20 protein-coding genes are annotated in these 26108 nt (G+C 40.2%); 14 read left to right on the forward strand and 6 right to left on the reverse strand.

Going from position 1 to position 26108, the window contains the following annotated elements:
• Nucleotides 1-172 precede the first annotated feature (172 nt).
• The gene (locus tag TY49_RS07705) at nt 173-9280 is read left to right on the forward strand and encodes a carboxypeptidase regulatory-like domain-containing protein (RefSeq protein ID WP_041965328.1); all 9108 of its coding nucleotides are present in this window, start codon (nt 173-175) and stop codon (nt 9278-9280) included.
• Nucleotides 9281-9511: 231 nt separating this feature from the next.
• The gene (gene ppc / locus TY49_RS07710; protein WP_041965329.1) at nt 9512-12274 is read left to right on the forward strand and encodes a phosphoenolpyruvate carboxylase; all 2763 of its coding nucleotides are present in this window, start codon (nt 9512-9514) and stop codon (nt 12272-12274) included.
• A gap of 93 nt (nt 12275-12367) precedes the next feature.
• Here ppc and TY49_RS07715 read toward each other — a convergent pair whose 3' ends face one another.
• Nucleotides 12368-12829, reverse strand: a complete 462-nt coding sequence (locus TY49_RS07715) for a hypothetical protein (protein WP_041965330.1) — start codon at nt 12827-12829, stop codon at nt 12368-12370.
• 115 nt (nt 12830-12944) lie between these two features.
• Between TY49_RS07715 and TY49_RS07720 the strand changes: the two genes are divergently transcribed.
• The 3 genes from TY49_RS07720 (at nt 12945) to TY49_RS07730 (ending at nt 14342) form a co-directional block, all read left to right on the forward strand.
• Nucleotides 12945-13226: a hypothetical protein gene (locus TY49_RS07720; RefSeq protein WP_041965331.1), complete on the forward strand. Its 282-nt coding sequence runs from the start codon at nt 12945-12947 to the stop codon at nt 13224-13226.
• Nucleotides 13227-13283: 57 nt separating this feature from the next.
• Nucleotides 13284-13892, forward strand: coding sequence for a CBO0543 family protein (locus tag TY49_RS07725; protein ID WP_052442126.1), 609 nt, complete (start codon nt 13284-13286; stop codon nt 13890-13892).
• Nucleotides 13893-14021: 129 nt separating this feature from the next.
• On the forward strand, nt 14022-14342 hold the full coding sequence (locus TY49_RS07730) for an MGMT family protein (RefSeq protein ID WP_041965332.1): 321 nt from the start codon (nt 14022-14024) through the stop codon (nt 14340-14342).
• Between the two features lie 70 nt (nt 14343-14412).
• Here TY49_RS07730 and TY49_RS07735 read toward each other — a convergent pair whose 3' ends face one another.
• Nucleotides 14413-15420 (reverse strand): DUF3231 family protein, encoded by a 1008-nt coding sequence (locus tag TY49_RS07735; RefSeq protein ID WP_041965333.1) that lies wholly within the window; start codon nt 15418-15420, stop codon nt 14413-14415.
• A gap of 183 nt (nt 15421-15603) precedes the next feature.
• Between TY49_RS07735 and TY49_RS07740 the strand changes: the two genes are divergently transcribed.
• From TY49_RS07740 to TY49_RS07770, 6 genes are all read left to right on the forward strand, one after another.
• Nucleotides 15604-16290, forward strand: coding sequence for a Na-translocating system protein MpsC family protein (locus tag TY49_RS07740; RefSeq protein ID WP_041965399.1), 687 nt, complete (start codon nt 15604-15606; stop codon nt 16288-16290).
• Nucleotides 16291-16924: 634 nt separating this feature from the next.
• Nucleotides 16925-17320, forward strand: coding sequence for a hypothetical protein (locus TY49_RS07750; protein WP_041965335.1), 396 nt, complete (start codon nt 16925-16927; stop codon nt 17318-17320).
• 48 nt (nt 17321-17368) lie between these two features.
• Complete coding sequence (locus tag TY49_RS07755; RefSeq protein WP_232310410.1) at nt 17369-17737, forward strand: YbaN family protein; 369 nt, start codon at nt 17369-17371, stop codon at nt 17735-17737.
• Nucleotides 17738-17928: 191 nt separating this feature from the next.
• Complete coding sequence (locus TY49_RS07760) at nt 17929-18894, forward strand: ring-cleaving dioxygenase (RefSeq protein WP_041965337.1); 966 nt, start codon at nt 17929-17931, stop codon at nt 18892-18894.
• A gap of 27 nt (nt 18895-18921) precedes the next feature.
• On the forward strand, nt 18922-19527 hold the full coding sequence (locus TY49_RS07765) for an alpha/beta hydrolase (protein WP_041965338.1): 606 nt from the start codon (nt 18922-18924) through the stop codon (nt 19525-19527).
• A 200-nt stretch (nt 19528-19727) separates the two neighbouring features.
• Nucleotides 19728-20420: an aspartate/glutamate racemase family protein gene (locus tag TY49_RS07770; protein ID WP_041965400.1), complete on the forward strand. Its 693-nt coding sequence runs from the start codon at nt 19728-19730 to the stop codon at nt 20418-20420.
• Nucleotides 20421-20507: 87 nt separating this feature from the next.
• On the opposite strand, the gene TY49_RS07775 is transcribed toward TY49_RS07770, so the two are convergent.
• Together TY49_RS07775 and TY49_RS07780 are read right to left on the reverse strand one after the other, a co-directional pair.
• Nucleotides 20508-20873: a cyclic-phosphate processing receiver domain-containing protein gene (locus TY49_RS07775; RefSeq protein ID WP_041965339.1), complete on the reverse strand. Its 366-nt coding sequence runs from the start codon at nt 20871-20873 to the stop codon at nt 20508-20510.
• 336 nt (nt 20874-21209) lie between these two features.
• The gene (locus TY49_RS07780; protein ID WP_052442127.1) at nt 21210-22541 is read right to left on the reverse strand and encodes an FAD-dependent oxidoreductase; all 1332 of its coding nucleotides are present in this window, start codon (nt 22539-22541) and stop codon (nt 21210-21212) included.
• Nucleotides 22542-22658: 117 nt separating this feature from the next.
• Between TY49_RS07780 and TY49_RS07785 the strand changes: the two genes are divergently transcribed.
• Together TY49_RS07785 and TY49_RS07790 are read left to right on the forward strand one after the other, a co-directional pair.
• Nucleotides 22659-23027 (forward strand): MazG nucleotide pyrophosphohydrolase domain-containing protein, encoded by a 369-nt coding sequence (locus TY49_RS07785; protein WP_041965340.1) that lies wholly within the window; start codon nt 22659-22661, stop codon nt 23025-23027.
• A gap of 109 nt (nt 23028-23136) precedes the next feature.
• Complete coding sequence (locus tag TY49_RS07790; RefSeq protein WP_041965341.1) at nt 23137-23742, forward strand: methyltransferase; 606 nt, start codon at nt 23137-23139, stop codon at nt 23740-23742.
• 110 nt (nt 23743-23852) lie between these two features.
• Here the strand turns inward: TY49_RS07790 and TY49_RS07795 are convergent, their stop codons facing one another.
• Nucleotides 23853-24770 (reverse strand): aldo/keto reductase, encoded by a 918-nt coding sequence (locus TY49_RS07795; protein ID WP_041965342.1) that lies wholly within the window; start codon nt 24768-24770, stop codon nt 23853-23855.
• A gap of 176 nt (nt 24771-24946) precedes the next feature.
• Between TY49_RS07795 and TY49_RS07800 the strand changes: the two genes are divergently transcribed.
• Entirely contained in the window at nt 24947-25429 is a 483-nt protein-coding gene (locus TY49_RS07800; RefSeq protein ID WP_041965343.1) for a PaaI family thioesterase, read from the forward strand.
• A gap of 47 nt (nt 25430-25476) precedes the next feature.
• On the opposite strand, the gene TY49_RS07805 is transcribed toward TY49_RS07800, so the two are convergent.
• Nucleotides 25477-25986, reverse strand: a complete 510-nt coding sequence (locus tag TY49_RS07805) for a hypothetical protein (protein WP_041965344.1) — start codon at nt 25984-25986, stop codon at nt 25477-25479.
• Nucleotides 25987-26108: the final 122 nt, after the last annotated feature.

Here is a 26108-nt window from a genome sequence, read left to right on the forward strand (position 1 = left end):
ATGGTCTTTTTTTCATATCTATAAACTGCTACAAATTCCCTATAAATTACAAATGTAGTAATACTTTGTATTCATTTTTTTCTGAATAGTATTAATATTCAATAAATTAAAAGGTTTTTACAAAATTATGCAGTATTTCTTCGGTAATCAAATTATCAGGAGGTGCAAGAAAATGCTTAGAAAAAAGAAGGTTACCGTAAGGAAGTTCTCGGCAGTCATGTTAGTGATACTGATGATTATTTCATCGTTTACTAGCCAGCTGTCTTTCGCAGCTGAACAGAAACCCAAGAGTTTTACCGAAGAAGAACTCGTACTGGAAAAACAGCGTGAACAGGCCGCTGCTTCTGAAAAAGCAGCAGAACAAGAAAGTCCATCAGAAGAAAGTGGTGAACTGACAAAGCTTTTAGATGGATTGGGAATCGACCCTCCACCTTTGAAAGGGGATGAAGCAACAGCTACTGAATTCAAGAAAGAGGCAGCTCTGCTTAAAGCCTTTGAAAAGGAACAAGAACTTAATGTCATCATCAGGATGAAAGATCAACCAGACCTCAGCAAGATTTATCCCCAGGTGAAAGCAAAGAAAAACCGCGCAGAAAAAATCAAAGCCATCCAGGATCACCTCAAAGAAAAAGCGAACAATTCTCAAAAAGGAATCCAGCAGGCACTCTCTGCTTTGGAAACTAAAGGAAAAGCAAAAAAGAAGGATTCTCTTTGGATCATCAATGGGATTACTGCTTCAATCACAAAAGATGCTTTTGAAGAACTTAAGAAACATGACGATATAGCGGAAATCTCGCTCGATGAAACACTTAGTCTTCCTGAGCTGACAGTGGAAGAAAATCCACCGCGACTGCCTCAATGGGGACTTGAAAAAATAGATGCACCTAAGGTATGGGGCCAATACGGATTAAAAGGAGAGGGTATGGTTGTAGGAATCATGGATTCCGGGGTAGACGGAAATCATGAAGCACTTAAACATAACTACCGCGGCCGAGATGGCAATCATCAATATTCGTGGATTGATTTATCAGGCCAGGGGTATGACAAACCGAATGATGGAAATGGTCATGGAACCCACGTAGCCGGAACAGCAGTTGGCGGCGGCACTGGCGAACCAATCGGGGTAGCTCCTGAAGCAGAATGGATTGCAGCAAAAATTTTCAATGATGGGGGCTCCACAACTCTATCCGCTATCCATCAGGCTTTCCAATGGTTCATGGCTCCAGGCGGTGACCCATCGAAGGCTCCTCATGTAGTCAACAACTCATGGGGGAATTCAAATACTTATAACCTTGAATTCTATGAAGATGTAAAAGCATGGGTGTCAGCAGGAATTTTCCCATCTTTTGCGGCAGGGAATGATGGACCTGGATCACAAACAATCGGTTCTCCGGGAAGCTTCCCTGAAACATTTGCTGTCGGCGCAACTGATGCGTATGACCAAACTGCCTCTTTCTCCAGCCGTGGCCCTGTTTTTTGGAAGGATGAAAACGGCGATGAGCAACGCATCATTAAACCTGATATATCTGCACCTGGCCACAGGATTTATTCAGCATGGCCAGCTAAACGGAATGAAGGGAAATACAACACTATCAGTGGTACATCAATGGCGACTCCGCATGTCACGGGTGCAGTAGCGCTATTATTGCAGGCTAATCCAAACCTGACAATTGACCAGGTAAAAGAAACTCTTAAGCAGACTTCGAGAGTAGAGCCTCACATGGGAACATTGCCAAATGATTCCTATGGCACGGGTATCATGAATATTTACCAGGCTGTCACCGAAATTGCTTTCGCTGGTGAGCTTACCGGCAAGCTGACAGACAAGGATGGCAAGCCGCTCGCTGGAAAACTTGAAATAAAGGAAGAAGGCCTTTCCTATAATATTGGAAAAGGCGGGGATATAAAATTCAAAATCAGGGAAGGCAGCCATAAAATCAAGGTTACATCTTTTGGCTATCAGGATTTCGAAACAATAATTGAGCTAAAAAAAGGTCAAACATTATCAGTGAATTGGGTATTGGAGAACGCACAGGCATATAAGATAACTGGAAAAGTAACTGACAGCTCTGGGACGGCTGTGCCTTATGCATTTATTAGAGTCAAAAACACACCGCTGCCAACTTATCGGACTAATGCTAACGGTACTTTTGAAATTGTAAATCTGCCTGCCGGTCAGTATGTACTTCAGGTTTCGGGTGAAGGGATAAATGGATTGGCAAAAGAATTGGATGTGAGCGCGGAAACTTCCATTGATTTGAAGGTAAATAGTAACCCTGACAATTTAAATAAGGAATGGTCCATGGCGAACGGCAACAATCAACGCAATGCTGTTTCTGCAAATGCAATTGACCTGGATGCACTAGATGAAAGCTGGGAGTTCAATACTACAGGTAAAGGCAAGATTCTTTTTTCCACCCCAGCAGCAGCTAATAACAAAGTGGTCCTTGTTACGGACAACGGATATGTTGTAGCACTAGATTCGTTTACAGGCAAGGAGCAATGGTCTGTAAGAATCGGAAGCACGAACAGATCATCGCCAACAATAAATTCTGATACTGTCTATCTTTCAGGAGGAGAAGATGGAAAGATTTATGCTTTGGATCTCAAATCCGGTAGCATTATATGGACGACTGCGGTTGGGTCAATGGCAGTCTATGAATCTCCATTACTTGTTGATGGAACTTTATTCGTTTCATCGGACCTTTCAGAAGATGCAAAGCTAACCGCGTTAAATGCAGAGACTGGAGAAAAGAAATGGAGTGTCAATCTTGGTGCGCCTACCTATTTCGGTCCTAGTGCTGGAGATGGGATGTTATTTATCGGAAGCTATGATAATCAAAAGCTCAGGGCCCTCAGGATTGAAGATGGAACAGAAGTGTGGAGCAAAACACTCGTAAATGAAGGAGTTGCCTCAAAGCCGGTATTTGAAGCCGGCACATTATATTTGGCAGGTACCAACTTTAGCACCGAAGGCGGCACGCTTTATGCTCTTGATAGCAAGACAGGTGAAGAGAAATGGAAGGCAGAAGGGATCGGTGATACACAGGCTGGTTCTCCAATTGTCTATGAAAATATTGTCGTCATTGGTTCAGCTGTTCAGCCGGTATTGCGCGCGTTCGACGCCAAGACTGGCCAGGAGCTTTGGAACAACCGCTCTGTGGGCACGACTTTGAACAGTGGTTCTGTTTCTTCAAATGGACTACTATTTTTTGCAGGTACAAGCGGAAATCTTTCTGTCATTGATGTTTACACTGGAGAGAGAATGAAAGATTTCAGCCTCCCGGTTTATAGTACATCGGGCATTCCTATTCTGTCTGGTCAGGTTCTAGTACCTTACCAAACAGGCGTAAAAAGCTACAGTTCACCTGGCATTGTCAAAGGCATATTAAAGGATAGCGATGGGAATGTTGTTCAAGGTTCTGTCACTGTGGAAGAAACAGGCGTAACTATAGACACAAATGATGATGGAGGCTTCTTGCTTAAGCATGCACCCGGTGACTATACAGTAAGAATTTCTTCATATGGTAAAAAGCAAATCACTGAAAATGTAAAGCTTTCTTCAGGATATCAATTTATGAAAGAATATCAACTTGAGGAAGCAGCTAAGGGCTCTTTATCTATACTTGTAAAAGACCAACGTACCGGAAATCCAGTAGACGGAGCTACTGTCCTCCTAAATCAGTCACCAGTTGAGGGAAAGACAGACAGTAATGGGATATTTGCAAAGGAAGAAATATATGAAGGAACCTACATGGCAGATATCACATTAAAGGGTTATAAGACCGGCAGCTTGAAAATCGTTGTCAAATCCGGCGAAGGTACTGACTTAACCTTCGAATTAAAGCCAATTGACATTGCGGTCCTTAATGATTATAAGAGTGAAATCACGACTTTGTTGAATGTTAATGGTTTTATCGCAGAAGAACGTGGCTGGGATGTTGTCGAGGACATAGGCCGCTATAAAGTACTTTACCTGAATGGCGGATACGGTTCGGATGGAATCAAACCTACTGAGGACCAGTTCAAAGAATTGGCAGAAAGAGCAAAGGCCCATAATGTCAGCATTATCTTCACAGACCAGTGGGGCTCGAATTATGGATCCATCCACCACTTGAAAGACTACTATCAGGATCCTAAAGAGCTGAATCATGATTATGATGGCGGGGAAGTAAGAATCCAGGTTGAAGCAGAACATCCTATTTTCAAGGGATACAAACCTGGAGACAGAATCAATGTTTTAGAGAATGACGCAGATTTTGCCTGGTTCAATCAATATTCCGGCAGGACAATCGGTAAGATCGGTAACACTGACCTTGGTTTTGTCGGTTCGGGAATTGCTTATAAAGCTGTATCCGAGGACAGTGCCCATTTGTTATTGTCTAGCCATGCGACTGTACCTTGGGAGAGTTCCAAGGCCTGGCTGCGAGGACAGCAGCAAATCCTGTTTAACAGTATTGAATACCTGTACAAAGCTGAATACGGAAAAATAACAGGTTCTGTGACCAATGCAGCTGGAGAACCTGTCGAGGCAAACATCGAAGTGCTTGGAACAGGAGTTAAAGCTAAGACTGACAGCGATGGGAACTTCACACTTTTTCATGATGAAGGTACATTTAAAATTGAAGTCAGGGCAAAAGGCTTAGGTTCTAAAGAAGAAACCGTTACTGTAGCTAAGGAATCGGCTGCCACAGTCCAAATCGCTTTAGGTGAGTCGGAGAAAGGGCTATTAACAGGTACAGTAACAGATGCCATTTCAGGTATGGAGCTTCAAGGTGTCAATATAACAGTAGAAAACTCAGCTGGCGAAACGATAACAGAAGTTCAGACTGCTGCTAACGGACGATATGAAGTTCATGGCTTAGAGGAAGAGGTGTATGCACTAAAATCAAGTAAGGATGGATACATCGAACAAACAAAAAATGTAGATATCGCACGCCATTCGGGTGATTTGGACATTCAGATGCATACTATGCCATCAGTAGGTGTAGTAGGTGATTACTTTTCTTCCGAGAAAAACTTCAAAGCTCTTATGAATGAGTACGGAGTGAATGTTTTAGATGTACAGCCCGCAGAATTAGTTCAGAGAATGGCTGAGTTTGATGTCATTTTCTTCAATGATCCAAGCTCATCAGCCATAACCAATGAAATGATGGAAGCGGCAGACCATGCGCAAACCAGCCTGATTTATGGAGATGCTGTCTGGGGTGGAGGCATTAAGCAGCTGGTTAATTACAGAAAGGATCCGAAAGAGCTTAAAACGATGAGGAAGACAACCGAAGCTGCCCAGTACAAGGTAATCGAGGAGCATCCAATATTTAATGGAGCAAAGACTGGGGAAATCATTGAAATCCTCACTCCAGCAGCCAGCTATGTTGGTTACTTCAAGGATTACAGTGGCTATCCTCTTGCAGTGATCAAGCATGAAGGCTCAGATGCCACGCATGGCCTTGGAATTGCTTATAAACCAAGGTCTGCCGGAAGTGCTGAATTGCTGTTGAGCGGCCATGGTTTTGCTTATTACCATGGTGCCAAGGATTATACTGAGGAGGGTAAGCAGCTTCTCATTAATTCGGTGTTATGGGCAGCAAATGTCAAATATCCAGTTATCAGCGGGAAGATCGTCAATGAAGAAGGTAATCCATTAAAGGCAGAGATCAAGGTGAAGGGACAGCCGTTCCAAACTCAGTCAAGCAGTGAGGATGGCAGTTTTACAATCGCGCTGTTATCAGGTGAATACGAGATTGAAATCAATGCCTATGGTTATGCCGCTAAAACGATGAAAGTGACGGCAGAAATGGACAGTGAGCCGATGGAGATTGGAATGGCAGTAGCAGAGAATGTTGGCTCCATTTCAGGTACCGTTGAAGATTCAAAAGATGGGAATGCGATTGAAGGCGCAAAAATCACACTCTTAGGAGCACCAAAAGAAGCGATTACAAACGTCAAGGGTCAATATAACATTTCTAAAGTAGAACCAGGGAACTATACAGCAAGAATTGAAAAGGAAGGCTATGTACGCAAGGATCTTGAGGTGAAAATTACGGACGGTCAAAAAGTTGCAGTGAACGCAAAATTAAAACCTTCACCAACTGTTGGGATCATCGTGGACTTGACTGCTTCAGGAACCACGTATAAGCAGTATTTAGAAGAAAGAGGATACAAGGTCGTTTACCTGGATTATCAGGATACAGATAAATTGGGTGAGGTCGATGTTGTATTCGCGAATTCCGATTATGCAAGGAATTTAGAACCTTCGAAAGAAGAATTTTTAGCATTCCAGAAAGCACTGGATGAAAGTAGAAAATCAGTTATCTGGACAGGCCAGGCGGGAGGACGAGGTTCGATACGATATTTGCAGGAATTCAATGAAGATCCAAAAACGATCTTCGAACATAACAACAAACCAGGAGCACAGGGAACTGTAGTGGGAGACCATCCTCTTGCTGCGGGTTTTGAAGGAGGAGATATAATTGAAATACCTGGAAAGTCGGGTTATTATTATGGTTTTGACGGCTATTCGGGTACAACGGTCATTGATTTCTCACATACAGGAACCGGGGAAAAGGGAAGCATGGTCGCCTACAAAGGCAGGACGACCGATACCGTTGAAATTCTCTTGGCTAATATGACAGTCAGCCATGTGTTCAAGCCAAATGAATCGTTTGACCCAGCAAGAGAACGGCTATTGAATAACGCGCTAGACTGGGCACTCGAAGAGAAAGAGGCACTTGTCGGTGAACTTAATGGTACAGTGCAGAACGTCAATGGACCAGTAAAAGGGACAATTTCTGTAAAAGAAACCGGCAAAACCTATCAAACAGATGAGAAAGGCAAGTTCTTTGCTGCATTTGAGGAAGGAAACTACACCTTGACTATTGAAGCTTTTGGCCACAATCCAAAAGAATTCACGGTCTCGTTTAAAAATGGCGAAGCGACAAATGAAGATTTCGTAATTGAAGCTGTTGATTCTGGCATCCTGGCTGGTAAAATTGTCGATGCCTCTACGAAAGATCCAATCGAAGGTGCAAGAGTAGAAGTCATCGGAACACCAGTGACAGTCAAGACAAGTGAGGACGGAAGGTATCAAGCGACACTTCCAGAAGGCCAATATGAAGTCAGGGTAATCGCGGCCGGCTATAAGCCGATCTACCAGTCTGTAGAACTTACAACAGACCAACAGACAGACCTAAATGTCTCACTTGTTGTTTCTGAAAAGATTGCACTTCTAGCAAACCCGTATCAGCAGGACAGAATTATGCCGTTCCTAGAAAGCAATGGATACGATGTTGACTTGCATCCTTATGCAGAATTTGAAACGTTGATCGAGAATATACCAAACTATAAATTAATCATCGTCAATGATACATCCTATTCAATGAAGGAAGATAGATTTAAGGCGATGGTGGAGAAAGCAAATGAAAATGAAGTCAGCATTATTTTCACATCCTTGTTCGGAGGTCCGATTAGAGATTTAAGTGATGCATATGGTGACCCTGAATATTTTGATTTTACTTTCGTAGATAAGGAACTCAATCTTCGAGTTGATGAGAACCATCCAATCCTGAAGGGATTCAATATGGGAGATGAAATTCCATTGCTTCTCAATCCTAAAGGAGCAGTACAGTATTCGGTGTTTGAAAACTATAGCGGAACGACTCTTGCCAGCTTGACTAACCCGGTTAAAGGAGAACTTGGCAGCTCAATTGCCTATAAGTTCAGTTCATCCAATAGTGTTCATATTCTTCTTTCCGCACTGCAAATCAGCGGGTATGGCCATCCGAACGAAAAATGGACTGAAAATGCGAAAAAGATATATGTGAATGCGATCAATTACGCTTTGACTGCTAGCCAGGGTGAAATCAAAGGAGAAGTAAAGGACAGCCAGGGAAATCCAATTGCAAATGCCTTTGTCACCATTGAGGGAACATACCACAAAACAACCACCAACTCAGCTGGCCAGTATAAGTTTGGAATTGGTACTGGTGATTACGAAGTGAAGGTCCAGGCAAGAGGCTTTGCTGAACAAACCAAGCCAGCTAAAGTTGCAGACCTTGGAAGCAGTGTCGATTTGAACTTCACACTGGAAGCTATTGATGGATCTGATTTAAATGGTGTAATTACAGGCAAGAAAGACAAAGAACCTGTGGCTGGTGCTAAGTTGACACTAGTTCCAAAAGATGAGCCAGATTTTAAGATGGAAGGCTCCAGCATAGAAGATGGTTCATATGAATTCAAGAATTTGCTGCCTGGCGAGTACACTTTGTTTGTAATAGCTGAAGGGTATCTGCAGGAAGCTTTTGAGGTTGAAATTGTATCTGAAGATAAGGAATTCAACCTTGAACTCAACTCATTTGAGGCGGCAGTATTGGGAGATGTTAATGGTGCCCTGACAGGTTTATTAAATGAACAGGAACTGTATGCGGAAGAGAAAGGCTGGGACATCCTCGGGAATGTTGGAAAATATGATGTCATCCTAGTCAATACAAATAAAGGAACAAAAGAGCAATTTGAACAGCTGATCAAAGAAAGTGACGAACTAAAGACAAGCCTTATTTTCACAGGCACATGGGGCGTTGCTGAAGGCTCAATCCAAAGACTAAAGGAGGTCACGGGAGGTCTGGAAATGGACCAGCAGGGATATAATGAAGGAGCGATATATGTTGAAGCAGCAGATGGACATCCAATGTTCAACGGAATCGATTTGGATGAAAATGACCGGGTTAAAATCCACACGGCGAAAAGTCCATATGCGACGTTCAAGAATTATACAGGTATAGCAATTTCGAGCCTTTCTGTTGACGGAGAGAGTAAAGGGGATTCAATTGGATTTGAATTCAGAAGCAAGGAGCACATGCATTTGCTGATGTCTTCTTTTGCTGTTACAAATATCATCGGCCCTGACTATGGCTGGACTCAAGATGGGCGACAGTTATTCGTAAATGCCCTTGGCTGGTCAAAGGATACAGTACAGGAAATCCCTGAAGCACCAACTTGGGAAGTGGAAGAATTGATGGTGAAGGGTGAGCCGGCAATAGTAGAAGGCACAGCACCACAGGGAACGACCGTGAATATTTATGAAAAGCATGGCAATGAAGTATTCCTGATCGATTCAGTTAAAGCAGGACAGGATGGCAAGTACTCAGTAGAGTTAGATCTTGATAATGGAACGCATACTTTGCAGGCAGAAGCAGAGAACTTTGCGGGTAAAACAAAGGCAGTAAACACAATGAAAGTAATTGTAACAGGGAAACCTGAGAAAAAGAATAAAGCAAGCTAACGAACACGAATACTTGTTGATATTGGCTTCCCGTTTAGGGAAGCCTTTTCTTTAGTAGGGTTAGTTTCAAGGGCCTTTGAGTGGAAAAATAATTAAGGAATACTTACACTTATAAAACAGGGAAGTTATTGTGGAAATACTTATTCAATATGCTTATCACTTCACAATCTCGGTACTTTTATGATATATTAATATTTAAAATATTCTTACAAGTTTTAGGAAGGTGACAAAATGACATCAGGAATTGAAGTGAACGACAGCAGTTTGCCATTGCGCCGGGATGTAAAAATGCTAGGGAACATCCTCGGAGATATTCTAGTCTACCATGGCGGAGTGGAACTGTTTGAAAAAGTAGAAAAGATTCGAGCGATGTGCAAAACGCTAAGGAATGAACATGACCGCGATACATACCCTGCTTTAAAAGAGGAAATCGCAGGCTTGTCTGTCCCTATGAGAAAAAATATCATCCGGGCATTTTCGGTATATTTTCATTTAATCAACGCAGCAGAACAAAATCACCGGATCCGCAGGCGCCGCGACTATCTGCTCAAATCTGAAACCAGCTCACAGCCAGGCTCTATTGAAGCAGCCATCCTTTCGTTGAAAGACAATTATATATCCTCAGATATCATCCAAAATGTACTGAATACCATTTCATTGGAATTGATTATAACAGCCCATCCTACGGAAGCCACCAAACGTTCAATCCTGGAAATCCAGAAAAGGATAGCAGGTATTCTTAAAAGTCTGGACAATCCACTCTTATCCAAGAAAGAGCGTGACAGGATCGAGGAAAGCCTATTCAATGAGGTTTCAGTCCTTTGGCAGACTGATGAATTGAGGGACCGTAAACCTACTGTCATTGATGAAGTCAGGAACGGACTTTATTATTTTGACCAGACACTATTCGATGTCCTTCCTGAAATCCATCAGGAAGTAGAAACTAGCCTGAAAGGCCATTATCCTGAACATGAATGGAAAGTACCTCACTTCCTGCGATTCGGTTCATGGATCGGTGGTGACAGGGATGGGAATCCAAATGTTACTCCGGATATTTCATGGGAAACATTACAAAGACAAAGACGTTTGGTACTTAAAAAGTATAAAGCTGTATTAGTTGATTTGATGAAGCGTTTCAGTCATTCAACAACAAGAGCAGCTGTTAGTGAAGAACTAGTCGCATCAGTCATTAAAGATGAAGAAAGATATTTAACGGCTGATCAAAAATGGAATATTGAAGGCGAGGTTTATCGCCGCAAATTCGCTATTATCATTCAAAGACTTAAGGAAGCTGGAAAATCGGATATTGGCTATAAATCATCAGAGGAAATGCTTGAAGACCTTTTGGTCATAAAGCGTAGCATCTATCAGCACCACCCTGTTCATCATGAACTCAAAACATTGCAAAAGTTGATCAGGCAAGTCCAGTTGTTCGGATTCCATCTTGCCACTCTGGATATCCGTAACCATAGCGGGGAACATGAAGCGGCAATTGCTGAAATACTGAAGAAGGTTGGAATCAATCAGGATTATCCATCACTATCAGAAGATGAAAAGCAGGAATTACTTGTTAAAATCCTTGAAGACCCACGTCCATTGCTGCTTCTTCATGAGGATTATTCAAAAGAGACGCAGGAAATGCTTCAAGTTTTTGAGATGATCAAACGAGCGCACAATGAATTCGGGAAGCGTTCAATTTCTGTTTATTTAGTTAGTATGACTCAATCCGCGAGCGATTTGCTTGAAGTGCTTGTCCTTGCTAAGGAGGCTGGCATATATAGACTCCATGCGGACGGTACTTTTGAGACCGATCTAAACGTCGCTCCGTTGCTAGAAACAATCGACGATTTAACAGCAGGTCCAAAAATTATGGAAACATTGTTCAAGTTGCCAATTTACCGCAATCATTTGAATGAAATGGGGGACCAGCAGGAAATCATGCTTGGGTACTCAGATGGAAGCAAGGATGGCGGAACATTGACAGCCAACTGGAAGCTTTACAAAGCCCAGCTTGAGATCAATGAAATGGCGAAGAAATATCAAATCGGTTTGAAGTTTTTCCATGGCAGAGGAGGTTCACTAGGCCGTGGAGGCGGTCCATTGAACAAGAGCCTGCTTTCCCAGCCTGTCGAGACCCTTGGTCAAGGAGTCAAAATTACTGAGCAAGGTGAAGTTTTGTCATCTCGTTACCTGTTGAAAGATATTGCTTATAGAAGCCTTGAACAGGCAACATCTACGATGATGAAGGCGGCAGCGAATGTATTGAAGGAATCTGAGCAGGGTCATTTGCGTGACCAAAGATGGGTTGATGCCATCGAGCAAATTTCTGCTGTTTCCTTAAGGAAATATCAGTCGCTTGTGTTTGAAGATCCAGATTTTATCACATATTTCAACCAAGCTACACCGTTGAAAGAACTAGCTGAACTGAATATCGGTTCACGTCCGATGAGCCGTAAGAACAGTGCCGAATTCGAAAATCTTCGTGCAATACCATGGGTGTTCGCCTGGACACAAAGCAGGCAGCTCTTCCCTGCATGGTATGCGGCTGGAACTGGCTTGCAGAGCTTTGCACAGGCAAGTCCCGATAATTTAAAGGTCTTACAGGAAATGTATGAAGAATGGCCATTCTTCCGTAGTACTGTTGATAATCTGCAAATGGCGCTGATGAAAGCGGATATCACCACAGCGCAGGAATACACTTCACTGGTGGAAGATAAAGCAATTGCTGACCGTATCTTTGGCAACATTTTAGAGGAGTATGATCGAACCAAAAAGATCCTTCTGCAAATTACAGAGGATGAAGAACTTCTTGACCATACACCAAATATCAAAGATTCTGTCCATAGACGAAATCCATATGTTGATCCACTTAATTTTATTCAAGTGGAATTGATTAAGGAGCTTCGCAAGGATGAAGATCCAGATGATGAATTATTGACTCAAGTCTTATTAACTATCAGCGGCGTTGCTGCAGGATTAAGGAATACTGGTTGATCAAAAAGACCCGCCGTTTGGCGGGTCTCTTTGATTAAAGCCGTAGCAAAAGTTTTTTTGACGATATGCTTAACAGGAATCGGAAGGTCATTTTTAGACAGGCAGTTTCATTTGCCTTTCGAAAGTAACATGAGTTAAAATTTCATGGTTAAGTGTTTTAGCCATTTTCATAGTAAGATTCAGTATTTTCCGAATGCCTTCCTGGTGCCCGTTTTTGATAGCAAGCCCGTCACATTGAATTTCACTTTCAATACTCAATTGTTGTTCTACCACCGGGTATTCAATATGACCAAGTTCATGCCATATAATCGCTTCTTTTATATCTTTGTCGGCGCAGAAAGATGGGTAGTCATATACAACGATGAACCAATCGAATTCAGCTTCATAAGATTTATAAAACAGGGTCAGAATCCGGGAATCGATATCCCATAAATCAAGCCATTTTCCATTCCTAAGCCCAAAAACCTTTAATACGGCCTCCTTATTTTCGATGATGGCAATTTTTCCATTGACCCGGTACTTCTCCTGATCCAAAAGTTCACCGATGCATTTCAAAAAATTCCTCCTCTTTATGAAGTCCTGTTATTATTGTTAAATATATTAGTTATTGTTAAACAACATGAGTAAAATAAAAAAGGTGCGAAATTGATCAGAAGGGAGGGAGCTGTGAATGCTTTGTTCGCATAGTTACTGGAAAGTTGATCGCAGGATAGAAGATAATGAACAAGTTTATGAAGAAAACGAGCAATTCATCAGAATGTATCATGACAGGATTACCACAGCTTCTGACATTTTTCAATTGCGTGACATATTAGATATTACATTTAAGGAAATGTCAGGAAGAACAGGCTTTCTTTATCTGCATACAACAAGAGGAGTGTATTCCTTCTGTACGGATGCAAAGCCGGATCGGCTTATCGAGATATATAAAGAAATCAAACATCAAAATTAGCTGAATTTACATATTTAGCAGCAAAAATCACACTCTATATACAAAGGGTGTGATTTTATGCTTTTTTCAACGGTTGGTGCAATTGGATCCCAATTGAATGATTATATGATGATTTTAACCTCCATCTCACTACAGGAACTATTAGATGCTGAGGCGAAATATCATAAGGTATTAAGGACATATTGGTATGAAAATAACTTTCTTACCTATAAATGGTGGTTTCTCTTGGTTCTTTCCATCGTCCCAGCCATTGTCTGGTGGGTACGGGTTGATAAAACAAAGCTAATCGAAAATACAGCATTTGGTTTATTCTATGGTGTAACAGCCATCTTCCTGGATTCAATCGGCAGCAACGCTATGGTATGGACATATCCAGTCAGACTCACACCATATTTAAATCCGCAGCTATATCCATATGATGTGGGAGTCGTGATAATCCCTTTTATGTTGGTGTATCAAAAATTCAGTATGTCATTTAAAAAGTTTTTAATCGCTACAGGTGTGTTATCCCTTTTCTTGGCTTTTGTTGCAGAACCGTTCATGGTCTACCTGGAGATTTATAAAGAAATTACCTGGAAACATATTTATTCATTTCCGATTTACTGGTTGATAGGACTAATGTGCTGGGCAATCATTAAAAAATTTAAATCTTATTCTTTTAAGTGATAAAAATCCCTGGCCTTAGGCCAGGGATTTTTATGATATATTGTTTTGTAGATATTACGTTAAAATCGTCTTTAGGATTCTAACAACCATCTTTACAAAAACAGCCTTTGTAGTAAAGGAAGTGGAATAATGACCAGTTTTACTAATAATGTTATAAGAATCATTCAGACAATTCCATATGGGAAAGTGATGACATATGGACAAATAGCAAAAGCGGCTGGAAGCCCAAGATCAGCAAGACAAGTTGTCCGAATACTCCATTCGATGTCAGAAAAACATGGTCTTCCATGGCATAGGGTGATTAATTCTAAAGGAGAAATTGGCTTCCGGGATGAAGAAATGTTCATGACACAGAAACTGTTGCTGGAATCTGAAGGAATTCAATTTAATACAGAAAAATCACTGCCACTTAAAAGTTATTTATGGCATATTGATTCTGAAATTTATTAATGGATAGTATCGGATAAGTCATTAAATACATATGTAGAAAAAACACCCACTGGGTGCTTTTTTTATCCATCTATTTTTTTGAAAGATTTTGTCTGTCAACTGATAATGGTGGCTGTTCAAGCCATTCATTTGCAACCATAATATTGATCCCGTCTTCGGAATACTTGAGGATCTCTGCGTTCAATCGCGAATAATCGATTACAAGGTCACTTCTTTGACTCTCGGAAATCGCAACCCCATAATTGCCAATACCAGCATAAATCATTACGCTGAAATGAAACATCATTAATTTATCAGAGAAGACTGATTGTGTCGATTCAGAGACTTCTTGTTCAATTCCTGCGTGCGCAGGAAGGGAATGTTTTTCTAAGTAATCTCTAAAAACCTTAATATGTTTTAGCGCGATTTCCTTTCCTCTAATAAAATAATTCCGTGCTTGCTTGTTTTGGGCTGTCTGACTGAAACCTGTCGAAATCGCGGCTCCTAACTGATTCGTTTCAATATTAAAGTGGAGGTGAGTTACTTCTTTGCCAGATAAGGCTCCTCTGCGGCCCAGACCCTCAAGGAAAAATGATTGTTTTTTGATGAATTCCACCTTATCGGGATAAGGAATGAAGGGGGGACGGGTAGCAAGCCCTTTTTCCAGTAGAAGTAAGGTCGCTTCTTGTTCCAGTTCCATTGAGGAGGTCAATGCCTTTGAATAAAATCTCTTGATGTCTTTACGATATATATTTGGCAGCATCCTGCTGTAACCGGATAAACCGCCCCCAGCCATGTTCTTTATGTATTTTAAATAAAATATATCAGAAAACAATCTCTCAGCTTTAAGATTTACATCCTGATCAGTAAATCCCTGAGGAACCGCTATTCCCTCTTGAGCATATATTTCTTTAATACCCTCCACATGCTGAAACGACAAATCAAGCGCCTGCTGCACCAGTACTTTTATGTCAGAATCGTCGATTTGCTGAAGGAAATATTGTAAAACACAAATAGACATTGTATCTGATAGATAGGTTGTCCAAAGGTATGAAATCTCTGCAGCTGTCATCTTAATGGAATTATGAGTGCTTTCCAAGATATGTCCCCCTTTACTTATGGATAATATGCCCGAAGCAAGTATTAAATATAACGATAAACCTTTATTGATTTATACATAAATCTGCAGTTTAGTTCAAGATTAAGTACGAGGTATTCTGGTTTTGCATGTGCTGAATTAGGGAAGAGATAAAGAGGAGTAAATTACATAGTGAGGTATATTATGGAAGTAGCAATGCTTGAAAAAGAAATCAGTGGATATATTGGGAAGTTGTTAAGAGAGAATTTTGGCCGTGGACCAGGTAATGTGTTTTGTACCATCTCGAAGCCATTCGTTTCCATTTATATTACCAATTTTTTATCCCCGATGGAGAATACTCTCCTAACTAATCAACAAAGCGTCTATGTCCAAAAGACTAGAGATTTAATGATGGATACGCTCGAAGAAGAAATAAAATCCTATATAGAATTGAATACAAAAGATAAAATTAAAGAATTCTATTATGACTGGAACCTCGATGAAAAATCAGGAATGTTACTTTTCATTTTTGAAAAAGACCAGCCATATAATTTCGATTCATATGACAATAAAAACCTTGTTGAGCAGGAAACGATAGAATTAAGCATGGAAATTCAGAAGGCTCCTGAAGAAACCCACTCTAAGTTGCTTAATGAACGGACACTGATCATCGTTCGCCACGGCATATTAATAAGCCTGGAAAAAGAATTTATTCAATTAGGGTTTCAAGAAACGCTGATGATAGCAAAAAGAAAGCTGGAAAAGAAAGTAATTACTCAGCATCAAAGTTCGTATGAGAGGTATCTAAACGCAAAAGTAACTGATTACTTCGTTGACTGGAATTTTGATAAGGACAAAAGTTATACTTTGTTTATTCTTAAGCCTGACTGAAGTTCCTATTGATTTATTTATGACACAATGTTACTATACTCAATAGGGTAAAGGTTAAAATTCTTAACCTTGCTTATTCGAAAAAGAACTTACCTTAAAGTTATTTGTAGTGAATAACTAAATATACTAATCTGATAGCAATGAATGGGCATAGAACCAGATCATAAGTCAGAAAAGGATTAACGCGTATCGATCCTTTTCTGACTTTTTTTTATTGCCAATTATTGGATAATTTGATGCGAAGGAATGATCATTCATTAATATGAGTATAAGCAAACATGATATAGTTTCATACCTTGATACTTTTGTGCAAGAAAAGCAACTATCACTCTCCGAAACTCCTAATACTATTAAGAAGAAAGAAATCGAGTCGTATATAGAAGAATATGCCGTAAAACATGGAATTTATTTCGATAAAAAGTCGGAGTCTACTAAAACTATTTACACCCTTACCGTCGAAGGAAGGGAGACAGTTGTGGAATTTTTCTACAGGTATAGCCATTACTATACTAGACATTCCATAATTCTAAAATAATTAAGCTGTTCCTATGGGAGCAGCTTTTTTGTTCGGAGTTATTGAATTCTGCATGATATTATAGGATAATTTTGTCATTGTTGTTAAAGGGGTGTGGAAATGGAAGAGTCATTTAATCGTTTTCTTGATGAATATCTAGATGTTTGGAGAAATTCTTCCTTGCCAGAATTAAAGATGATGATCTCAGGTGAATACCAGGCAAGGGAAATTACAGATGGTAAAATATCTGATTTTGGGTATGATGAATCAATCAGAGGGTGGGAGCAAGGTTTTAATTTTGTCAAAGGAAATAAAGCAAGTTGGGAATTAACGGTTATAGACAGGATAAAGATAAGGGATCATGAGGTAATGGCAATCATTCTTGCCAGGCTGGTCCTCGACGGGAAAAGCATGGAGACTAGTAATCTCTTATTTCAGACATTTGCGTATGACTTTGGCTGGAAGCTTATCAGAAGTTATATAGAGGCTGGAATTCCTGTCAACCAGTTTGAGTAGACAGCATCTTGTAAAATGCTTAATATAAAACTTCTAGGGGGATACACGGTGAACATCGCTGTAAAGTTTTTATTAATCACCATAGGGACACTTTCAATAACCCTGGGAGTGATCGGAGTCGTGGTTCCACTCTTGCCGACCACACCGCTGATTCTGCTTGGTGCAGCCTGTTATGTAAAGGCGTCAGACGAGCTTTACCAAAAGCTAATCAAAAATAAATGGTTAGGCGGTTATATAAAGGATTTTCGAGAGAAAAACGGAATTACCTTAAAAAATAAGGTGTTAAGTCTTAGCTTGATGTGGATTTCGATATTGGGAACGATATTATTTTTTGCAATCAATTTTTGGCTTGCTGCTATCCTGATTGTTATTGCTGTTACGGTAAGCGCCTATATTTTATCTTTTGATACTATTTGAAGCAGATAGAAATCACCCTTTTATACGAGAAATACGGGTATCTAAATTTATTCTGCTTCAATAGTATAGATAAAACAGTAAAATCTGTATCGTTTGCCAAGCCCACTTAATATCCGATTCTTGACATCAACAGCTTTAATTTATACAATTATCTTGAATTCGAGATATATTCAAACAAGGGTTAGTGGATTATACAGAAGGCAGGTGCACAACAGGATGAAGAACAAACAACTGGTATCCATCATATTTCGGCAATCGTAGGGAATCCACAAGAAAATGTTGATTTTTATGCAGGTGTACTGGGCCTGCGTTTAGTGAAAAAAACAGTGAATTTTGATGACCCTGAGACCTATCATTTATATTTTGGAAATGAGGACGGAACACCAGGCACTATCATTACGTTTTTCCCATGGTCAGGTTCATATAAAGGGAGAATTGGTGATGGCCAGGTTGGGGTCACGACCTATGTAGTACCAGAAGGAGCTTTTCGCTTCTGGGAGAACAGGTTTTCAGCCTTGGGTATTGATTGGGTAAGAACGGACCGTTTTGGTGAACAGTATTTGCGCTTCGAGGACCCACACGGCCTTAAACTTGAGTTTGTAGAACGAGAAGAAGGAAAAATGAATACCTGGGAGTTTGGCGGAGTTTCAAAAACGGAAGCGATCAAGGGATTTGGAGGCGCTGTACTTTTTTCTTCAAATCCACAGCAAACAGCTGCATTGTTGGAAAATATCATGGGCTTTGAGCGTATTGATGAAGACGGTGACCTCATCAGGTTTAAATCTCCAGGAGAAATTGGAAATACCATTGACTTGAAATCAACTCGGGGTATCCGTGGTTTGATGGGAATAGGTACAGTCCACCATATTGCCTGGAGAGCAGTGGACGATCGTGATCAGCTTGATTGGAAAAGACATCTAGATGCAAATGGTTTTAGAGCAACCCCGGTCCAGGACAGAAATTATTTCAATGCGATTTATTTCAGGGAGGACGGCGAAATCCTATTCGAAATAGCCACTGACCCTCCAGGCTTTGCCATTGATGAACCTCATGATAGGATGGGTGAAAGGCTCATGCTTCCGCAACAGTATGAGAAACATCGTGCTGAGCTGGAAGAATCATTAGATCCAATTGAAGTAAAAGAGTTAGATATATAGCTTTTTAAAAATGTTAGGAGAGTTGATATGAAACATATTTATAAAAAAGGAAGTAATACATCGAAACCAATTTTATTATTGCTGCATGGGACAGGTGGTAATGAAAATGATCTGCTCCCTTTGGCGAATATGATTGACCCGGAAGCATCTGTGTTGAGTGTTCGCGGGAATATCCTGGAAAATGGGATGCCTCGTTTTTTCAGGAGGCTTGCTGAGGGGGTCTTTGATGAAGAAGATTTGATCTTCCGCACACAGGAATTGCATAATTTTTTGGATGAAGCATCGAATAAATATAGTTTTAGTCGCGATAACATAGTAGCGATTGGTTACTCAAATGGTGCCAATATTGCTGCTAGTCTGCTTTTCCATTATAAAAATGCCCTTAAAGGAGCAATCCTCCACCACCCAATGGTGCCTAGAAGAGGGATTGAGCTTCCGGAATTGTCAGATACAGAGGTTTTTTTAGCTGCTGGCAAAAATGATCCAATCTGTCCCGCACAAGAGTCAGAGGAATTGAAATCACTGTTGTCTAGCGCTAATGCCAGTGTAGAAATGCATTGGGAGAACAGCGGACATCAATTGACACTAAGTGAGGTTGAGGCCGCCCGAGATTGGTATACAAACAGATTTTAATTTTAATCATCAGTAGGAAAAATATATTATGGTAATATTGCTTCCAGACTGTAAACAACCTCTTGAAAATCGAGCTTGTTTACAGTTTTTTTATTAATACAATCTACTTGTATAGAGGTTTTTATCATTTAAAAAGGCTTATCGATATGTTCATGGGATTTTTAGCAATAGGAAAAAATATAATCAAAGGAGAGGTTAAATTGAAAACGATTGGAATGATCGGCGGTATGAGCTGGGAATCCTCGGCTGAATATTACAGGTTGATCAATGAGGAAGTAAAACGGCAGCTTGGAGGTCTGCATTCTGCAAAAGTGATTTTATTCAGTGTTGATTTTGATGAAATCGAAAAATGCCAATCAGAGGGAAGATGGGACGAAGCGGGGCAGATATTAGGTGAAGCGGCTTATTCACTGGAAAAGGCAGGGGCTGACTTTATTGTGATTTGCACTAATACGATGCATAAAGTAATTGACCAAATATCTCAGAAGACAAGCCTGCAAATTCTTCATATAGCAGAAGAGACAGCAGCGCAAATCAAGAGGCTAGGAATCAAAAAAATCGGTTTGCTTGGCACCAAGTATACAATGGAGCAGGATTTTTATAAATTAAGAATACAATTACAAAATATTGATGTGTTAATACCAAACGAAAATGATAGAGACTTGATTAATAAAACAATCTTTAATGAATTATGTCTCGGAAATATCCGGCAGTCCTCAAGGGAATATTTTAAGAGGATTATTGTAGATCTCGCTGCGGAAGGTGCAGAAGGCATCATTTTGGGCTGTACAGAAATCGGTCTGTTAATAAAGCAGGCAGATGCACCGGTTCCCCTGTTTGACACCACGGAAATACATGCTCATGGAGCAGTACAAAAGGCGCTCGATAAATAGAGAAAAATGGGTCAGAGTTTCTGCCCATTTTTTCGTTGCTCTAATAGAATTGAAAGCTGCTTAAAAGAAAAGAAGGGTGTCATCTGACTATCTTTTATAAATAGACAGCATTGGAGAAATAAAGGGATTTAGGGGCATGGGACGTAAATAAATATTTATGGATCGAGGCATAAGATAATCATTCTGAGCTTGCTTAAAGCAATTATACATAGCTTTACCGCCTGTTGAATTCGCAGAGTGTATCGTGATTCGATTGGCGAATAGCTGTTTCTCGACCATTATTTGTACAAGCATCAACCCATTCCTGGTATAGCTTGCAAGGTCATGGTCTAACGAAAGGTGGTCAATTTCATAGTTTTTCAAGAGAATGAGACATTCATCTATAGTTTCTGCCAATACATAACCTTCTGGCGCTTGGCGGTAGTCATCTAGGAAAACACTGATTTCATTCATTTCTAGCTCTCCTTCCCAAAGGGGGGGTGACTAAGAAAAGTCGAATAACCCTAGATATTTATCATTCTCTCAAGCCTAACACACTTTTTGGCATAAAGGGCCAAATATCAGTTGGGAAATTCTTCTATAGAGTACTAGAAAATTTATTGCTATCTTCAGCCTATTAGAGACATTACGCTGTACAGTGCCCACGAAGCCTTTAAAAAGCGTAATCAAGTACATCAATAAATATTTGAGAACGTATTCATAATGTTGGAATGTAAATGGTTATGACTGACTTCAAATATAGGAGAAATGAAAAACCCCCGATTCGGAAAATCGAGGGTTCTTTTGGGGTTATTTAGTGGTTTTAAATACCTTAGCAAGAATACCGGGATGGGCAAGACTGATTGGATGCGATTTTAGATGTAGCACCTGAATGAAACGGCTGTAAACATGTTCGTTATGAGAACAAGCCGTTACGACACTTTTTACATACCATTGCAAAATTGGAAGACCTATTGGTTTTCTTCCGCTCGTTGTTCGGAATCGAAAGTCTTCTGTTAAAGCGATCAACCAGGGAATATCGAGAATCCTGCTAACTTTTTTATGATAGTTTTTTGTTAGTTGTTTCTTGTTTAACCCCTGCATTAATAGTTCTCTTAAAGCCTTGGCTTCCATAGCAGCGAGGCTCATTCCCTGTGCAAAAACAGGGTCAACCCGGCAGAAAGCATCGCCAATTATCAACAAACCGGATGGGAAATTTCTTAGTTTTTCAAAGTGATAACGCCGGAGGGAAGGGAACCTGTATATTTGTACATCCTCAGAGAGTGGTGATTCATTTTTAATTACATCATAAAATTCAGATTGCTCAACTGACGCTGCATATTCCAGGAAACTATCTATATCTTTAGGCAATTCTTTCGTACCGTAGCCAATCAGGGTAACCAGCATACGATTCCCTTCGATAGGAGAAATCATGCCGCCACGTTCGACATCTGGTGGATTGGGATAGGCGAGAAGACTGTGCCAATTAATAGATTCATGAGAAAGTTTCTTAAAGACCATGCTAGCATAAAATACATCCACCTTGATTTCTGTTTTGGTCGGAATCTTGTATCCTGAGTCCTTTAGCCATTGGTTATGAAGCGCGGCAGCACCCGATGCATCAATTACTATATCCGCTAAAAGCTCCGTTACGGCTCCGTTTTTATCCTCGATGACAATGGTGTTCATTTCATCGTTATTGAATTTAAGATTCTGCACCTTGCACTCGAATCGAAAATTGATATTCGGTATTTTTTCCAGTCTTTGCTGGATTTGCCATTCAAGTAGAGGTCGGCTTTGCTGGCTAATGAACACATTTGAATCGAATCGGATCTTTTGTGTACCGTGGTGTGACCATAAGAGATCTCGCGCGAAGTTCGTTTTCTTGGCCCCATTTCGAGATAATTCCTGAAAAATCCCTGGGAAAAGCTCCTCTATAATCTCTTCTCCGCTTTTCAGCAATACATGCCCCTGATTACCTTGAGGAACACCTTTTCTATTAGTGATATGATCATCTTTTTTATCTTTTTCTATTAAGATTATTTCTTTGAAAAACTCAGACAGTACACGTGCAGCCAGCTTGCCCGCGATACCGCCACCAACTACCACAGCTCTAGTTCTGTTCATATTTTTCGAAAACATCCTTAGCCCCTATTCTCCTCATATTAATAGATATGTTGAATTATCTGCCTTTAAGTTACAATAAACCTATGTATGACAAAAGCATAACAGTGTAATTTTACATAAAGAGGTGCGGAAATGAAAGAGTTACAAGCATATACGAAAGATTATCAAAAAGAAATGGGCTGGGAAATCAATTCTGATAACTATGCCAAGAGCAGGGAGTCACTCTTGAACAATTATTTACTGCTGACTACGGAGGTAGCAGAAGTGGCGGAAGAATTGAGGAAGGCCTTTAACTTTACGCAAAGTAAGGTACAAGAGGGGATGGACGAAAATGAGGCGTTCCTAATCGCCAAAGAAAGCATCAAACAGGATATAGGCAAAGAACTGGCTGATTGCCTTGCATATCTCTTGAAGTTTTATAATTATTTTGATATAGATTTGGAAGAAAGCTTTTATGAAAAAATGTTAGAAGTAAGGGTTCGGAAAAACAAAGATCTTTAGTCAAGGCTTTACTCGTGATTTCCCTTCTAAATAGGTTTTATATTAAGCGATGAGACATCAGACTAGCTAGGATTTTTCATGGGACCCTTAATGAATGGAGTTCAATTTTATGAATGAGCAACAAATGGATAAATTGCTGAATATCAAAACAACTGGTGAACAAAGAGGGTTCATGACTTCATTGCATTATCATCGCTATGAACCCACTCCATATAGTGCTCTTGAGTTATTTTTCAATGAATACAATTTGAGGAGTCATGATCATATAGTCGATTTTGGGTGTGGAAAAGGGCGATTGAATTTTTATCTTAACCACCATTTCAACACAAATGTCGTCGGAGTTGAAATGAATGAAACATTCTACATGGAAGCTCTCGAAAATAAACAAAGTTACTTAAAGAACTATCGAAACCGAGCAGATAGAATTAATTTTTATCGCGTTCTGGCAGAAGAATATGAAATTTCACCTGATGAAAACAAATTTTATTTCTTTAATCCTTTTACAGTTCAAATCCTGACCAATGTCGTAAAAAACATCATGATCTCTTTTGAAAAATATCAAAGGGAAATCGATCTGATTCTATATTATCCATCTGAAGACTATATATTTTATTTGGAAAAGCAAACACCATTTGAGCTGGTATATGAAATGAACCTGCCTGAAAATAATCCAAATGAGAGGTTTTTAGTATATAGATTGAATTTGTATAAGTAGATCTGAAAAAATAGAAGAAGGGTGAGGCAGAGATTCATCTGGTGCCTTCCTGCTTCTTATAAAGTCTGTATAACAGAAATGCCCCAGCAACATGCCGGGGCATAAAATAATTATTTTAGACTTTGAGGATGGTTATCCTCGGCCAGTTGTGCTGCTTTTGCATTGAGTTCCACCTGTTCTGGTGTCTTGCAGCCAGGAATTACTGCAGTGACTGCCGGATGTTTTAATACCCATGCTAATGCCCACGTTGCCATTGGAACACCTTCGGGAACTTCGTTTTTATGGATCTCCTCCACCTGTTTGAGTAGAATCGCTGTTTCTTCGCTGTCATGTTTGGAGCGGACATCGTCAGCGCTGAAGGTCGCACCTGGTTTATATTTACCGCTTAAATATCCACTTGCCAGCGGAACCCGTGCTAGTACCCCAAGGTTTTGATTTTGGCTAGAAGGGAAGATGTTCTCCTCAGGCTTACGGTCCAGTCGGTTGTAGACGACCTGAATGGCACCTGCGTTCACGTCTGAAGCATGGTCAGTCTGGTAACTTTCTCCATTCGAACGCAGTGAGATTCCCAGGTTGCGGATTTTTCCTTTTTCCACTTGTTTATCGAGCATTGTCCATAGTTCGTCGTTGTTGAATTCCTCATCTGTGCATGAATGAGCCTGATATAAATCTATGTAATCAGTGCTTAGTGCTTTCAAAGAAGCATCCAGCTGCTTTAGTACATCATTTGCACTCCAGTGACGTGTCCTTTCAAAATTACCATGAAAATGATGACCGAATTTAGTTGCCACGATCCAGTCCTCGCGATTGTTTCGGCTCAAGTAATCTCCAATAAGACTTTCAGATAAGTGATCTCCATAACATTCTGCTGTATCGAGGAAGTTGATTCCTTTTTCATTTGCTTTATTCAGGATCGCATCGACCTCATACTGTCCGAAATCCTTTCCCCATTCACCGCCATACTGCCAGGTTCCGATTCCAATTACTGATATATCAAGGTTTGTTTTGCCTAAGCGTCTGTACTTCATTCCTTCACCCCTAAGATAATTTACGTCAATCTTATCATTTGGACGTTTTAAACAAAACTATGTTGCACAAATACATCAATTGTATACACCAAGAAAGGAATTTGAAATATTTTAAAGGAATTCAAACAATAATCGAAGAAAGTATTATAGATACGGATTGACAAGGGGGAAATATAATGGAAGAAAAAGTGTTGAAAGCCATCCAGGATGAATACCCGGAGGATTTCTCGTGGTGCTATGGATGCGGGAGGATGAATGAGCACGGACATCATTTCCGGACAGGCTGGGATGGGGACAAGACAATATCAATTTACAATCCCAAAAAAGAACATATGGCTCTGCCTGGTTTCGTCTATGGCGGCGTCATTGGCTCTTTTGTTGATTGCCATGGCACCGGTTCGGCTGCACTCTACCTTCATCGAAAAAATGGATATGAACCAGGAGACGGGGCAGAACCGCCAAGATTTGTAACAGCATCCTTGCATGTCGATTTTATGAAGCCGACTCCTCAGGGAACAGCATTAAAAGCAATAGGGACTGTACATGAAATCCATCCAAAAAAATATCGAGTTGAAACAGAAGTCTATGCCGGGGAAACACTGTGTGCTAAAGGAGAAGTTATCGCTGTTGTAATGCCAGATACATTTACTGCAAATTAATAGTCATAAAAAATAAGACCCTGATATCAGTCAGGGTCTTGATCTTGCTACTTAACAGGTTCAAGCATTGTGGTAGGCAGGTATCCTTCCTCACCGGAATCTTTCATCTTTACCTTGGTTCGTCTAATCTCTCTTTCTAAAATTTCTGCTTCACTGCCTTGCTTGATTTCTTTAACTTTATTATCCTGTACGATCTTGTCTACACCTTCTACATCGTTAATTTCAATTAATTGATAGAGCTCATCATATGCTTCTGGTGTAAGTGCGAGGTAGGCATCTTTTTGTACAGTAGCCTGATCGCCGGCCTGGAGAGTGTTGTCTTTAACTTCTTGTTCACTTTCTTTATACGTAACTTTCATGTTCTGGATGATTCCCGGAGCCTCTTCTTTCACTTTATCCACTACTTCTTTTGATTTTTCTTCTGTCGCTTGAGCAGCATTTTTTGTTTCCTCTTCTAACTCTTTTGCACCTTGCTCTGCCTCATCGCTGTTGCAGCCAGTGATGAGCAAAACTGCCAATCCTGCAGTTATAAACAATTTATTTAATGAAAATGACATAAGTATATCCTCCTGATTCAACTACTTTTATTTTGTAGGATACCACTTAAGTTGTCTTATAAAACATTCGCAATATTGTCGACAAATTTTGTTTTATAACCAATAATAACCTTATGAATAAT

The sequence above is a fragment of the Mesobacillus selenatarsenatis SF-1 genome (assembly GCF_000813125.1).
GTDB classification, from domain to species: domain Bacteria; phylum Bacillota; class Bacilli; order Bacillales; family Cytobacillaceae; genus Mesobacillus; species Mesobacillus selenatarsenatis.

What these genes read in the sequence shown, in the direction of transcription:
- TY49_RS07705 (WP_041965328.1), top strand. Translation starts at nt 173, where the DNA reads ATGCTTAGAAAAAAGAAGGTTACCGTAAGGAAGTTCTCGGCAGTCATG.
- ppc (WP_041965329.1), top strand. Translation starts at nt 9,512, where the DNA reads ATGACATCAGGAATTGAAGTGAACGACAGCAGTTTGCCATTGCGCCGG.
- TY49_RS07720 (WP_041965331.1), top strand. Translation starts at nt 12,945, where the DNA reads ATGCTTTGTTCGCATAGTTACTGGAAAGTTGATCGCAGGATAGAAGAT.
- TY49_RS07725 (WP_052442126.1), top strand. Translation starts at nt 13,284, where the DNA reads ATGCTTTTTTCAACGGTTGGTGCAATTGGATCCCAATTGAATGATTAT.
- TY49_RS07730 (WP_041965332.1), top strand. Translation starts at nt 14,022, where the DNA reads ATGACCAGTTTTACTAATAATGTTATAAGAATCATTCAGACAATTCCA.
- TY49_RS07740 (WP_041965399.1), top strand. Translation starts at nt 15,604, where the DNA reads ATGGAAGTAGCAATGCTTGAAAAAGAAATCAGTGGATATATTGGGAAG.
- TY49_RS07750 (WP_041965335.1), top strand. Translation starts at nt 16,925, where the DNA reads ATGGAAGAGTCATTTAATCGTTTTCTTGATGAATATCTAGATGTTTGG.
- TY49_RS07765 (WP_041965338.1), top strand. Translation starts at nt 18,922, where the DNA reads ATGAAACATATTTATAAAAAAGGAAGTAATACATCGAAACCAATTTTA.
- TY49_RS07775 (WP_041965339.1), bottom strand. Translation starts at nt 20,873, where the DNA reads ATGAATGAAATCAGTGTTTTCCTAGATGACTACCGCCAAGCGCCAGAA.
- TY49_RS07780 (WP_052442127.1), bottom strand. Translation starts at nt 22,541, where the DNA reads ATGTTTTCGAAAAATATGAACAGAACTAGAGCTGTGGTAGTTGGTGGC.
- TY49_RS07785 (WP_041965340.1), top strand. Translation starts at nt 22,659, where the DNA reads ATGAAAGAGTTACAAGCATATACGAAAGATTATCAAAAAGAAATGGGC.
- TY49_RS07790 (WP_041965341.1), top strand. Translation starts at nt 23,137, where the DNA reads ATGAATGAGCAACAAATGGATAAATTGCTGAATATCAAAACAACTGGT.
- TY49_RS07795 (WP_041965342.1), bottom strand. Translation starts at nt 24,770, where the DNA reads ATGAAGTACAGACGCTTAGGCAAAACAAACCTTGATATATCAGTAATT.
- TY49_RS07800 (WP_041965343.1), top strand. Translation starts at nt 24,947, where the DNA reads ATGGAAGAAAAAGTGTTGAAAGCCATCCAGGATGAATACCCGGAGGAT.
- TY49_RS07805 (WP_041965344.1), bottom strand. Translation starts at nt 25,986, where the DNA reads ATGTCATTTTCATTAAATAAATTGTTTATAACTGCAGGATTGGCAGTT.